This window comes from Pseudoalteromonas sp. meg-B1 (assembly GCF_003173795.1).
Classification (GTDB): Bacteria; Pseudomonadota; Gammaproteobacteria; order Enterobacterales; family Alteromonadaceae; genus Pseudoalteromonas; species Pseudoalteromonas undina.
The window spans coordinates 206,676-220,812 of sequence record NZ_QGQU01000002.1 but is presented as its reverse complement, the minus strand read 5'-3'; the positions used below and the strand labels follow the sequence as shown (position 1 = coordinate 220,812).

Here is a 14,137-nt window from a genome sequence, read left to right as displayed (position 1 = left end):
CAGGTTTAGTTAGTAAAAATACGATCCTTAGTAGTTTATCGGGCTTTTTTTGCTTTTTATCACCACGGAAGATCAGATTTTTACTAACTAATTAATAGGGCTAGATCACTATTTAACTAACCTACCCCATTTACAGATCACGATATTACTAACTAATTAAAAGCACTTAATAGTTTAGTCAGTTGTTCTAAGCGCTTGTCTGTCATCACTTTATTATTAATTTTTATTGAAACATCACCACTTTTAAGGTTACGTTGCACACTAATAAAGTCGTTTTCAAGCACAGCCTCACGCTTTAATGCTGTTTTAGGCTCTGCGGTTAATAGTTTAGTGATCAGCATAGCGCGCTTGTCGTCGGCTTCTAAGGCATTAACTTCATCATTGCTTGCAAGTGCTACAACTAACTCGTTAAATGCAACCTCGTCTCGCTCCTTTGCGTTAATCAGCTTTTTAGCGACTTCTCTACCAACATGATTAGCTGTTGGGTAAAGAGCTATAACATCGGCAGATATTTGCTCATACGCTTTAATAGCATCCGCAATGGCGGTATGCGATACCCCTTCAATAACGGCAATCTCGCGGTACGATCCTTTTTTGCCTTGTTGAATGAGTTCGTTTCGAGTTTGCTGATACGCTTGACCTAACTCCCAAAGACTTGGAGCAATGTATTGATCCGAAGAAACTGCTAACACTTTGGCATCTTGCTCATTAAAATCACTTGAACTCAAAACAAGATAATCTGCACCAGCCAAAATACAGGCTTTGCGACGTCTTGAGCCTGCAAGAACAAGACTCATATCACCTTGATCCCAAAGCAGGGCGGGGTGCTGATTACGTCCATCTTCTTTAATTGCAGGAAGTATATCGGATACCGACTTTTCGTTTAAAAGCGCTTGTACACGGCGATTTTTACCATAAACCTGAGTCGATTGTTCAATCTCGTTATGAGCAATCACTTTACAAACCAAGGTGATTTCGCGATTAGGATCGCTTGGCGCAGGCATACGAATAACATCGCCTGCATTAGCTTGCTCTAAAAGAGCGTCTAAACTGCTACTGCCAACAGCGGTTGCAAAGGGATCTAAGCGGGTGTCATTTTTACGTTTTTTAGCCATTTTTAGTCAACATCCTTACTTAGGCGTATTTAATTTTGATTGTGTAGATTGCCAATTTGAACGAATTAGCATTTCGAGTTCGTCAACAACATCTTTGATATTTTCTTGTGCGCGCATTAACGATTCTCTACTCGCTAAACTGTCAGACGCTTTTTGATCAAAAATAGTATTAAACGAGGATGAACTCGCAGTAATTGCTGAGCTGTGATTAATAGGGTAACTCATGACTTGGCGACCAAAGGCGCTTCTTACGTCTTTAACTATGTCACGTTGTGAGTGATTACCTTTTACATAATTGGTAACCAAAAATTGCATAAAGTCCCAACCATCGTGACCAAGAGCTGCAACGGTATGATAAATCTCACCTAAACGTTTTAAATATTTATTATTAGCATCAAAGTCTACCGCTTCAGGATGAACCGGTATAAGCATCGCTGTAGAAGCCATTAATGCATTATAAAACATAAAGTTAAGGGTAGGCGCTGTATCAATTAGTAAAATATCAAATTCATCTTTTACTGGCTCGATAACACGCTCTAACAGCTTATGGTAATGGCGAGTTTGCTCATAGTTTGAGGTGTCTTTAAGCAACGTTGCAGTTTCGTGTTCAAAATAAAAATCATCCATACCTGAGGGTAAAACACGAATATTAGGAATATGAGTTGGTAAAAAAGAGTTTGAAACAAATTCAGGCCAGGTTTCACCTTCTTCAAGATCAATGCAGTCACGCATTAAATCACCAACAGTAATTGGATCGGGCTCAGAAGATGGGAAAAAGCTAGATGATGACCCCTGCGGATCTAAATCGATAATACCAATTCGGTAACGCTTGATGTTAGTAGTGGCAAGTGCTGCAGCAATATTAACCATGCTCGTTGTTTTACCACAACCACCTTTTAGTGAATTAATAACAATAACTTGGAGTTTGTCTGTCGGTGCACGATGATCGGGTTTTATATCCATTATATCGGCCATGGCAAAAATATTAACCAACGTATAAGCGTAATGACCGTTTGCACCGCGTTTTATGTTTAAATCGTCAAAATCACCATTGTCATGGCGTCTTTTTAAGGTACGATTATTACAACCAAGTAAATCAGCAGCGGCTTTTTGGGTGTAGGTTCTTAATTCTTTTTCTTCAGATTTAAGATGGGCGCGGTAATGTTGAATACGTCCTTCTAGTGATTTTTCAGCAACTTCTGCGGTTGCTTTCAAAAGTCGGTAGGTATCTAGCGCATTATTATTGATAGACATACTTTATTCCTCAAAGTTAGGCGTTTAGTATAATGTCCATTCAATTAGCTGTAAACAACTATTTAAGGCGACATGCATTTTAAATACATGACATATAAAATAATTTTACGCCTTTAATATTGCTTAGTATAAATAAAGAAGTTTAAGTATGGTTAAATATATAAGGTATTAAAGACTAAGGCCTTAAAATATACATATAACATTATGATTTATATAAACAATGTTAAAAAAACTGGATCAGCATTGTACGTGGTTAAGATCAGATCCTTATCTACTAGCAGATCACCTTTTTACTAAGCAAATATTTAGCAGCTTAGTTACGCACAGGTTAAGCACTGAGTTACTCACAAAATAGATGCTGTAGATCATGTTTTTACTAAGTAAATTATAAAGTTATGCACCCACCATCAGGAATAATAAGCGGTTTAATTAGTATAGATCTGATCTGTAGTAAGTACAGATCAGATCTATGCTAACTGGAACTAAGCTTATCCACAGGCCTCTCATTTTTACTGTCATTTGTCGTGCTAAATTTAAAAAAAAACACATTGCAATGGACAAATTTATTCTTCAGTTAGTAAAAATTCGGTTTATTAAAGCCTAGTTAGTAAAAACCTGATCTGAAATCTCATGTTTTAACTTTTTCTTAGTAAAATATTGATCTGTGCATTTTATTTGAAGTCAGATCACTTTTATACTAACTTAAACATTTAACTTTTGTGGCTTTATGTGTTGTTATTAGCTGTCACAATAAAAACGGAAATAAAAACCATGAGCCGAAAGGTCAACATCTCGGTAGATAACTTGCCCGATACACTTAGGGGCCAAATTCACGGGGTGGAAAGTGCAATTGATAACGAAAGCTTAGCACTATTTACAGATAATAAAGATGTGCGAATTTCGATAGAAAATGCAGCCCATGGGTTACGCGCTTACTCTAACACATTTAACCATTATGATCTGTGGGGACGCTTTGTTCGCTCAGGACATAAAAAGCTGCCACTTGAAGAAGCCCCTAAAAAAACCATAATTACACGTAAGATATCTGAAAAAGTAGACGGTATTTTATACGATGGTGAAATTAAAATAACACCTGCTGTGGTAAGTACTCGTAAAGATGGTGAAGACGTAGAATACTTAGTTTGGCCATCAGATAGAGAAGAAAAAGTTGAGCGTGCACTTATTCGCCTTGCTTCAAAAGGTAAAATAGTAAAAATTAATTTTAAGTCCGGTATTCAATATGCCGTTGTGTTTTCTATGAACGAATTAGCACAAGAACTTAAAGCGGTAGGTCAATCTATGCCTTACCCACAAATTAAAGAATCGCTCGAAGCATTACAAGGTTCAAAACTTTCTTTTAAATATTCTGCTACTGACACTAAAAACTCTGATATTGATGATTCGTTCTACGAGTCGAACATGAACTTTTTATCGTCTTTACACTTTAGTGGTAAAAAAGGCCAAGGCGGAAATGTTAAATGTGTAGCGTGTTTAAATGCGTTTGTTCATAACATGATCGATAACCTTGAATATAAAGGTTATTATTTTAATAGTGCTCAAGAGTTAAAGCGCGGATTATCGCGTTGGATGATGCTACGTTTATATCATTTATGGCGTTATGCTGCCCAAGGAAAAACATACCATTTTAGACTGCTGTCTATTATGGAAAAATATGGCTCTATCTATTCAACTGATGATATTACCGAAAATAAATTAAAAGCACTGCGCCGTGATATGACTACCACGATGAAAGATTTAATAGAAAAAGGAGCAATATCTGAGTACAGCATTACTAATGTAAAAGATGATAAAACAGGTAATATTGTAGATTACACTTATGAAATGCACCCATCTGATCAGTTTTGTGATGAAATACTGGCATTAAATAAACATAACAAGCGTATAGAGATACAAGGTGGTAAACGCATTGTTGAAAATGCAGTATTAATTGATGAAGATAAGCTGGAAGAAATTGTAGAAAAATAATTATATTAATTTTTACCAGTATTTATATTAAAGGCCACATTAAGTGGCCTTTTTAACATAATTACTTTGTTACTTGTTCTAAATATAATCGGTCTACCAGAAAGTCATACTCGCGTTTTCGTGGATGTGATAACGGTTTTTCGTAACTCGGCAGTTGGCCATACTTAACATCGGGTTTTGGGTTTATAAGAATAAAAGGTAAGGCTGCACTAACATGATAACGATTTTGAGCCGTGTATCTTACATTAACTTGTGGGCTAACTCGGGTAGGGCGCCTAATTCGTAATTTTTCTTTTTCACCTAGACTGGCAACACGAACTTGCTCTTGAGCAACCAATGATTGCCATTTTTGCTGATCAATCATTCTTGGGTTTTTATACCCAGCGGACTTTTCGAGCATTTCAAGAGCCATCTTTTTTGTGAGTGTTTTAGTGGCGTGTTTATGCATCCAAGTAAAACGAACTGAAAAAGGGGATTCGCTTTCGCTATGAATTTTACGATAAGCGGCAAGCGTAATTAAATTGGGCATAGCATTATGCACGGCTTCAAATCGAGCATCGTTATTGTCTATCGCCAAAATACAATTTTTAAATGCCGCTTTTGCATTATTAACTTGAGCAATCCGATCAATAATGGCTTGTTTATTAGCGTCTTGTATAATTAATAAACCAGGGTGGCGTTTTAATACGCGACTACTCAGACCAGGCTTTTTATACATATCAGAAAAAGAATTTAAAATAGCCTTTTGTGCCAGTTCCCCTGTAATTTTAGATACTGCAATCGACTCGGGAATTATATTTTCCTCTATACTGCTTATTTCTGGCAGTTGATAGTATTCAGCTTTAGCAAACCCATATTCTTTAAGCTCCTCAATTAGCCTAAGCGTTAACTCATTGAGTAAATCAAACTGACTTCTAATTTGTACCTTCGTAACCATAACACAACCAAGAACACATCTTACTATTTAGCTATTTTCGCAAATAACCTTTTCTTTTGGTAGTTTTATATTTAAATATTACTCTATCGCTGAGATTAACTTCAAATCTGATGAAGTATGATGTGTTCTTTATTGTTGGTATGATCATTTTAATAATAATATTTTCTAACTTACTAATAGTTATATATAAATGCAGTGTGAAGGAGTAGGTATAAACCAGCAGAACTACTCAGCTAGCATATATATTTGAAACTACATAACTGACGGCTGATATATTTAATTTTAACTGTAAAGTTAAGAATACATATAGTTGATTTAAGTATGATGTGTTCCTTGTGTTAACATTATCTTATACAGCTTAGCTAAGTGGCTGCAAGCAAAGCTTAATAAATACCACTCTTACTATTTATCCTATTGTTTTTTAATGCATTAGTGTTCTTTATTTATATATTTATTATCAATAAAATAGTTAAATCATAGATAATAATCCTATTTAAATTTACCTAATAACTAAATAATTGGTAAATAGTCGATTTAGTCCTTGAACAAAGCCCTCTGCATACGTTAATTTCAATACATCAGGTAATAGGAATGAGGAATGAACATGCAATCGTGGAACCCAAATAGTTGGAGAGAACTGCCAATACTGCAGCAGCCACAGTACCCAGATCAAGACGTATTAAAATCTGTTGAAAGCCAGCTTAAAAGCGCACCGCCTTTAGTGTTTGCAGAAGAGACTAGAAGTTTGTTTAAACAACTTGAAGATGTGTGTGAAGGCCGCGCATTTTTACTTCAAGGTGGTGACTGCGCAGAATCATTTAGTGACTTTAACGCTGCAAATATTCGCGATACATTTAAGACCATTTTACAAATGGCTGTAGTACTAACCTATGGCGGTAAATGCCCAGTTGTAAAAATTGCACGTATGGCAGGTCAATACGCTAAGCCACGCTCAGCCGACTTAGAAACAATAGACGGTGTTTCGTTACCATCTTACCGTGGTGATATAGTAAATAACTTTGAGTTTACTGAAGAAGCACGTATTCCAGACCCTCAGCGTTTAATGACCGCGTATCATCACAGTGCGGCAACACTCAACCTACTACGTGCTTTTGCACAAGGTGGGCTTGCTGACTTACATCAGGTTAACCGTTGGAACATGGGCTTTGTTGCTGCTAATCCACAAAAAGCAAAATACCAACAGCTGGCAGATAAAATTCAAGACGCTTTAGAATTCATGGAAGTATGTGGTATTAATTCAACTATAGCGCCAAGCTTAAAAGAAACAGATTTATATACATCACACGAAGCGTTATTGCTAGGCTATGAAGAGGCATTAACACGTAGAGACCATTTATCAGGCGACTGGTACGATTGTTCAGCGCACTTTGTTTGGATTGGTGAGCGTACACGTCAGTTAGACCATGCTCATATTGAATTCTTTAAGGGCATTAAAAATCCAATAGGCGTTAAAGTTGGCCCAGGTATGGATCCTGACGAACTTATCCGTTTAATTGATGCACTAAACCCAGATAACATTCCTGGCAGGTTAACGCTCATTACACGAATGGGTGCAGATGTATTACCAGAGAAGCTACCGGCGCTTGTTCGCAAAGTACAGCAAGAAGGGCGTAAGGTAATTTGGAGCTCAGATCCAATGCATGGCAATACAGAGAAAGCCAGCTCAGGTTATAAAACTCGCAGCTTTGATAACATTATGCGCGAAATTAGTCAGTTCTTCGCTGTTCACAAAGCTGAAGGCTCATACGCAGGTGGTGTTCATTTAGAAATGACCGGACAACATGTTACTGAATGTACCGGTGGTGCATACGGTTTATCAGATGATGACTTAGCGCAGCGTTACAAAACTCAATGTGACCCTCGCTTAAATGCCGATCAAGTATTAGAGCTTGGCTTTTTAGTTGCAGACCTTTTAAAAGATGCTCGCAAGTAATACGCCTTCCTAATATGTTAAAAGCCGCTATTATTTAGCGGCTTTTTTGTGTGCTGTGTGTAATTACATGCTTAAATCACATGTTAGTTTGTTAGTACTTACGACGCTCAAGACCTGTATCAGAAATGATTTTTGCAGAGATCTCTTCAACCGAATGGTGGGTAGAATTTAAATGAGCAATTTTATGCTTCTTATAGAGCATTTCTACTTCGCGCACTTCAATACGACACTGTCTAATTGATGCATATTTTGAATTTGCCATTCGTCTATCTCTGATCGCAGCCAGTCTCTCAGGGTCTATAGTTAAACCAAATAGTTTATGCTTATAAGGCACTAAGCACTTGGGTAACCCTTCGCTTTCTAAATCATCTTCTGTGATCGGATAGTTAGCCGCTTTAATACCGTATTGCAGGGCTAAATAGAGGCTTGTTGGCGTTTTACCGCTTCGACTAACGCCAACTAAAATAATATCAGCCTCAGCAAAGTTTTTAATATTACCGCCGTCGTCATTCATTAAAGCATAGTTAACTGCATCAATTCTAAAGTCATAACTTTTTTCGTGTATTGAATGGGTTCTATGTACTTTAGGTACTGGGGCAACGTTTAATTCGCTTTCAATTTTTTCGCTATAGGTTGTTAAAAAGTCATACGAGACAGCATCTGCAGAGCGAATAATTTCAGATAGTTTATGGTTCACAAAAGTAAAAAACACTAGAGGCTTCTCACCTTGCTTAGACGATGTGGCGTTAATAAGCGCTTTGATTTCATGCGCTTTTTCTTCGGTTTCTACAAAAGGAATTGTTTTATGATTAAATTCGACAGGAAATAAAGACAAGGTCGCATGACCAAACACTTCAGATGTGATTGCCGTACCATCTGAAATATAAAACGCAGTTCTCATAAAGCCTCTTTTTTATTACATTTAATTTTAAAATAAGTGTATCACGGTTTACGTGAGGACGTTTGCCAGTGTAGAATGGGGGCGACCTTTATAAAAGGTTTTCTTTCTTAACTCTCACAGTTAGTACTACAATTTGTTTTTTGGAGAAAGATCCGTGCAAGAATACGTTCTCTGGTATCAAGAGCTTGGTATGCAAGATGTTCCTCGAGTTGGTGGTAAAAATGCCTCACTTGGTGAAATGATTTCAAACTTAGCTAACGCAGGTGTGCAAGTCCCAGGTGGTTTTGCTACTACCTCAGACGCTTTTAACGAGTTTTTAGAGCAATCAGGACTCAACGCAAAAATTCACGACATTTTAGATACTCTTGATGTTGATGATGTAAACACACTCGCCAAAGTCGGCGCCGATATCCGTCAGTGGATTATCGATACCCCATTCCAACCTAGTCTAGATAAAGCAATCCGCGATGCATACAGCCAACTTCATGGTGACGCTTCTGCAGATGTTTCATTCGCTGTTCGATCATCAGCTACTGCTGAAGATATGCCAGACGCCTCGTTTGCAGGCCAACAAGAAACGTTCTTAAACGTTGTTGGTATTGATTCTGTAATGACTGCTATTAAACACGTATTCGCTTCGTTATTTAACGACCGCGCTATTTCTTATCGTGTTCACCAAGGCTACGATCACCGTGGTGTAGCGTTATCAGCGGGTATTCAACGCATGGTACGCTCTGATAAATCAGCATCAGGTGTTATGTTCAGTATTGATACTGAATCGGGCTTTGAAGATGTAGTGTTTATCACATCAAGTTATGGTTTGGGTGAAATGGTTGTACAGGGTGCGGTTAACCCAGATGAATTTTATGTTCATAAACCAACGCTACTTAAAAACAAGCCAGCTGTAGTACGTCGTAACATTGGCTCTAAAGCCATTCAAATGATTTACTCTCAAGACAAAGCTCATGGCAAACAAGTAGAAATTGTTGACGTAGACTCAGCACTTTCAAACAAATTTTCGATTACAGATGAAGAAGTGCAAGATCTTGCCAAACAAGCTGTAATCATTGAAAAGCATTACGGTCGTCCAATGGACATCGAATGGGCAAAAGATGGTAACGATGGCAAACTATATATAGTTCAAGCGCGTCCAGAAACTGTTCGCTCAAACGAAGACACAAACGTAATGGAACGCTTCCAACTAAATGGCAGCAGCAATGTTGTTGTTGAAGGCCGTGCAATTGGTCATAAAATTGGTAGTGGTGTTGTACGTGTACTTGATTCAATCAAAGAGATGGACCAAGTACAAGTAGGTGACATATTAGTTACCGACATGACAGACCCTGATTGGGAACCTATTATGAAACGCGCGGCTGCGATTGTTACAAATCGTGGTGGTCGTACATGTCATGCAGCAATCATTGCACGTGAGTTAGGTATACCAGCCGTTGTTGGTTGTGGTAATGCAACAGACTTAATTAAAGCTGGTCAAGAAGTTACTGTATCATGTGCCGAAGGCGATACAGGTTTCATCTACGAAGGTATTTTAGACTTTGAAGTACTTACTTCACGTGTTGACGAAATGCCTGAACTTCCAATGAAAGTAATGATGAACGTTGGTAACCCAGATCGCGCATTCGATTTTGCACGTTTACCACATTCAGGTGTAGGCCTTGCGCGCGTTGAGTTTATCATCAACCGTATGATTGGCGTTCACCCTAAAGCGTTATTAAATTTTGATGCACAAACAGATGCATTAAAAGCAGAAATCACAGACATGATTGCCGGTTACGAATCACCTGTTGAATTCTACATCGGTAAACTAGTTGAAGGTATTTCTACCTTAGGTTGTGCGTTTGCACCAGAGCGTGTAATTGTTCGTATGTCTGATTTTAAATCAAACGAATACGCGAACTTAGTGGGCGGCCAGCAATACGAGCCAGAAGAAGAAAACCCAATGATTGGTTTCCGTGGCGCTGCACGTTATATCTCTGAAGACTTCCGTGATTGTTTTGCACTTGAGTGTGAAGCAATAAAACGCGTAAGAAACAGCATGGATATGACCAATATCGAAATCATGATTCCATTCGTACGTACCCTTGAAGAAGGTAAACGCGTTATTGAATTACTTGAAGAACATGGCCTTAAACGTGGCGAAAATGGTCTTAAAGTAATCATGATGTGTGAGCTTCCGTCAAACGCATTAATGGCTGAAGAATTTTTAGAATACTTTGATGGTTTCTCTATCGGTTCTAACGATTTAACTCAGTTAACGCTTGGTCTTGACCGCGATTCAGGTTTAATTGCTCACCTATTTGATGAGCGTGACCCTGCAATCAAAAAGCTACTTTCTATGGCAATTAAAACAGCCAAAGAAAAAGGTAAATATGTAGGTATTTGTGGTCAAGGTCCTTCAGATCATGAAGACTTTGCAGCATGGTTAGTAGAGCAGGGCATTGACTCTGTTTCGCTAAACCCAGATACAGTACTAGAAACATGGTTATACTTAGCAGACAAACTTGCTAAGTAAGTTACCTCGTTAAAAAATGCCAGCAACTGCTGGCATTTTTTATGACTAAAAATTAATTTTTTGCTAATTTTTTATCTAAATAGGCACACGAGCGAGTCAGTGCTTTTTGGCACCATGTTAAATACCCTCTAGCTTTAGGGTAATACATAGAAAAGCAGAATAAGCCTGCAATAAAAAATATTAACGATGGCCCTGGCACCACAGCAAACAATAACCCGAGTAAAATAAACAGTGTTCCGCTGATCTGCATTAGTAGTTTTTTCATATAAACCTCATAGTAGACGTTTAACTTGATTATAATTGCAGCTGCTCATATATCGATAAAAAGAGTGTTACAAACTGTAAAATCTTCAATTTCTATTAGCCATCGCCATGATATAATTACACAAATGCATTAATAAGCGCCGCCATGATAGCAACTATTACACAACAAGATGCCGCGACCGAGCTTGTCGCAAATTATTTAAATACTATAAAAAATCAAGGGTTTACTGGAGATACAGACGCAAGTTATGCGACCAGACTCACAACGTCAACCGATAACAGTATTTACCAGCAGCTTCCGCAAGGTGTTATTTTTCCTAAAAGCGAAAAAGACATTCAAGTTGCTCTGCAAATAGCATCGCAAGACCCTTTTTTATCGTTAACTTTTGGTCCTCGCGGTGGCGGCACAGGAACAAATGGTCAATCTTTAACGCCTGGTATTGTGGTTGATTTATCACGTTATATGCGTGAAATCCTCGAGATAAATGTTGAAGAAGGTTGGGTACGAGTTCAAACCGGTGTGATAAAAGATCAACTTAATGACTTTTTAAAACCGTATGGATTTTTCTTTTCACCCGATTTATCTACCAGTAACCGCGCCACTATTGGCGGCATGATCAGTACTGATGCATCGGGGCAAGGCTCCTTAGTTTATGGCAAAACCAGCGACCATGTTTTAGGGCTAACCACTTATTTAGTTGATGGCACTGCAATGTCTACCAGTCCAATAGACATTGAAAAAGCAAAAATAATTGCCGATCAGGAATCCTTAATTGGCAAACTCTACAAAACAGTATTAGACATATCACTTAATGAACGCGACGCTATATTAGCCAAATTTCCACGGTTAAATAGATTTTTAACCGGTTATGACCTAGAGCATGTGCTAAGTGAAGACTTACAAACTTTTGATATGAGCCGCTTAATAACCGGATCAGAAGGCTCTTTAGGCATAGTTACTGAAGCAAAATTAAACCTAACACCTATCGCAGAATTTAAAACCCTCATAAATATAAAATATGACAGTTTTGATTCTGCGCTTCGCCATTCACCATTTTTAGTTGATGCCCGCGCAACTTCAGTTGAAACTGTTGATAGCAAAGTATTAAATTTAGCTCGTGAAGATATTATTTGGCATTCAGTATCGGACTTAATAACTGATGTACCAAATAAAGATATGCAAGGACTCAACATGGTTGAGTTTAATGCCGTATCACCAGAAGACATAAAAGATAAAGTAGACACATTATGTAAATTATTAGATGAGTGTGTAGCTAATCAAACTAATGGTGTTATTGGCTATCAGTTAACCAGTGATAAAAGCGATATATTAAAAATTTATGCAATGCGTAAAAAATCAGTAGGTTTACTCGGTAATGTAAAAGGCAGCCAAAAACCTCTCGCGTTTGCAGAAGACACCGCCGTTCCACCAGAGAATTTAGCCGATTATATTGTTGAATTTAGAGCGCTACTTGATAGCTATAATTTACAGTACGGTATGTTTGGTCATGTTGATGCTGGCGTTTTACATGTTAGGCCGGCACTGGATATGTGCGACCCTGAACAAGAAATATTACTGCGCACTATTTCAGATGAAGTAGTAAAACTCACCGCTAAATACGGTGGTTTAATGTGGGGCGAGCACGGTAAAGGCTATAGAAGTGAATACGGTCCTGAATTTTTTGGTGAGCATTTATTTACGCAATTACGAAAAATAAAATCGGCGTTTGATCCAAATAATAAAATCAACCCCGGAAAAATATGTACCCCGCTTGAAAGTGAAGACTTACTAGTAAGCGTTGATGGGCAAAAGCGTTCTTACTTCGACAAGCAAATTTCAATTGATGTAAAGACCAGTTTCAACAATGCAATGACCTGTAATGGTAACGGCTTATGTTTTAATTATGATGAAAACTCTCCAATGTGCCCGTCGTATAAAGTAACTGGCGATCGCCGTAATTCGCCAAAAGGTCGAGCAGGGCTAATGCGTGAATGGTTACGTCTTCAAGAGTCAAAAGATGTTAATTTACTTGAGGTAGAAAAAGAACTTAACAAAGGTGAAGTCATTACTTGGTGGGAGCGCTTTGTTCATAGCAGAGAGAAAAAACAAGGCGTTTACGATTTTTCGCATGAAGTAAAAGCCTCAATGGATGAATGTTTAGCGTGTAAAGCGTGTACTACGGCTTGCCCAATTAAAGTAGATGTGCCAACTTTCCGTGCCCGTTTTTTAAATTATTATCACAGTTATTATGCCCGACCACTTAAAGATTACTTAGTGGGTAATATAGAAAACAGCGCACCGTTAATGGCAAAATTTGCGAGGGTTATTAATCCAATTGTAAAAACATCATTAGTTAGTGGCCTCATTAAAAAAACCGTAGGCTATGTTGATACCCCTCAGCTAAGTATTCCTGCACTCAACAAACGTGTAAACAAAGCGCAAAAATTTAATTTAGAATTACTTAAAAAACTAAGTACCGATGAGCAAAATGATTATGTACTCATTGTTCAAGACCCATTCACCAGCTTTTACGAAGCAGAATTGGTTGAGAGTTTTATTACACTAATTACTCAGCTTGGAAAAAAACCAATGCTGTTACCCTTTAAACCAAATGGCAAACCTCAGCACGTGAAAGGTTTTTTGCATGAATTTAAGCTAACGGCAAAAAATGCTGCAGAGTTTTTAAATCAGCTTAATGATATTAATGCACCGCTAGTTGGTTTAGATGCGTCGTTAGTGATGTGTTATCGCGATGAATATAATACAATTTTAGAAAATAACCGTGGCGATTTTAATGTGCAACTTGCGCATGAATGGTTAGAAACACAATCGTTCAGTGCTTTAGAAGCTAAACAAATAAATACTGAATTTACCTTATTAAGTCACTGTACCGAAACGACTGCATTACCAAAAGCCGCAAGTGTGTGGAAAAATATTTTTGATCAGCTTGGTTTAACATTAAACACCACAAGTACTGGGTGTTGTGGTATGGCCGGCACTTATGGTCATGAAGCACAAAACCAAGCAAACTCCAAAGCACTTTATGAAATGAGTTGGAAACCTATCGTTGATAAAAATAAACCTGAGCAACTTTTATCAACTGGCTTTTCATGTCGTAGCCAAGTAAAACGTTATGAAAAATTTAAGCCTAAGCATCCAATAGAGTTACTGGCAAAAGTACTTAGTTAATAATTT

General features: G+C 37.8%; 9 protein-coding genes. 4 read left to right on the top strand and 5 right to left on the bottom strand.

The window, feature by feature from the left end:
• Nucleotides 1-152: 152 nt before the first annotated feature.
• The gene (locus tag DK924_RS09510) at nucleotides 153-1,115 is read right to left on the bottom strand and encodes a transcriptional regulator (protein WP_109874998.1); all 963 of its coding nucleotides are present in this window, start codon (nucleotides 1,113-1,115) and stop codon (nucleotides 153-155) included.
• A 15-nt stretch (nucleotides 1,116-1,130) separates the two neighbouring features.
• Nucleotides 1,131-2,369: an AAA family ATPase gene (locus tag DK924_RS09505; protein WP_010388797.1), complete on the bottom strand. Its 1,239-nt coding sequence runs from the start codon at nucleotides 2,367-2,369 to the stop codon at nucleotides 1,131-1,133.
• Nucleotides 2,370-3,140: 771 nt separating this feature from the next.
• On the opposite strand from DK924_RS09505, the gene DK924_RS09500 reads away from it, so the two are divergent.
• Nucleotides 3,141-4,355: a replication protein A gene (locus DK924_RS09500; protein WP_109874997.1), complete on the top strand. Its 1,215-nt coding sequence runs from the start codon at nucleotides 3,141-3,143 to the stop codon at nucleotides 4,353-4,355.
• Between the two features lie 61 nt (nucleotides 4,356-4,416).
• Here DK924_RS09500 and DK924_RS09495 read toward each other — a convergent pair whose 3' ends face one another.
• Nucleotides 4,417-5,292 (bottom strand): DNA replication terminus site-binding protein, encoded by an 876-nt coding sequence (locus tag DK924_RS09495; protein ID WP_109874996.1) that lies wholly within the window; start codon nucleotides 5,290-5,292, stop codon nucleotides 4,417-4,419.
• A gap of 604 nt (nucleotides 5,293-5,896) precedes the next feature.
• On the opposite strand from DK924_RS09495, the gene DK924_RS09490 reads away from it, so the two are divergent.
• Complete coding sequence (locus DK924_RS09490) at nucleotides 5,897-7,246, top strand: class II 3-deoxy-7-phosphoheptulonate synthase (RefSeq protein ID WP_024602472.1); 1,350 nt, start codon at nucleotides 5,897-5,899, stop codon at nucleotides 7,244-7,246.
• A 91-nt stretch (nucleotides 7,247-7,337) separates the two neighbouring features.
• Here the strand turns inward: DK924_RS09490 and DK924_RS09485 are convergent, their stop codons facing one another.
• Nucleotides 7,338-8,147 carry a pyruvate, water dikinase regulatory protein gene (locus DK924_RS09485; RefSeq protein ID WP_008108730.1) on the bottom strand — a complete coding sequence of 270 codons (810 nt, stop codon included), beginning with the start codon at nucleotides 8,145-8,147 and terminating at the stop codon, nucleotides 7,338-7,340.
• 154 nt (nucleotides 8,148-8,301) lie between these two features.
• Here DK924_RS09485 and ppsA point away from each other — a divergent pair, with 154 nt between their 5' ends.
• On the top strand, nucleotides 8,302-10,677 hold the full coding sequence (gene ppsA, locus DK924_RS09480) for a phosphoenolpyruvate synthase (RefSeq protein WP_008108727.1): 2,376 nt from the start codon (nucleotides 8,302-8,304) through the stop codon (nucleotides 10,675-10,677).
• A gap of 52 nt (nucleotides 10,678-10,729) precedes the next feature.
• Here ppsA and DK924_RS09475 read toward each other — a convergent pair whose 3' ends face one another.
• Entirely contained in the window at nucleotides 10,730-10,942 is a 213-nt protein-coding gene (locus tag DK924_RS09475; RefSeq protein WP_008108725.1) for a PGPGW domain-containing protein, read from the bottom strand.
• Nucleotides 10,943-11,086: 144 nt separating this feature from the next.
• Here DK924_RS09475 and DK924_RS09470 point away from each other — a divergent pair, with 144 nt between their 5' ends.
• Nucleotides 11,087-14,131: an FAD-binding and (Fe-S)-binding domain-containing protein gene (locus DK924_RS09470; protein WP_109874995.1), complete on the top strand. Its 3,045-nt coding sequence runs from the start codon at nucleotides 11,087-11,089 to the stop codon at nucleotides 14,129-14,131.
• Nucleotides 14,132-14,137 lie beyond the last annotated feature (6 nt).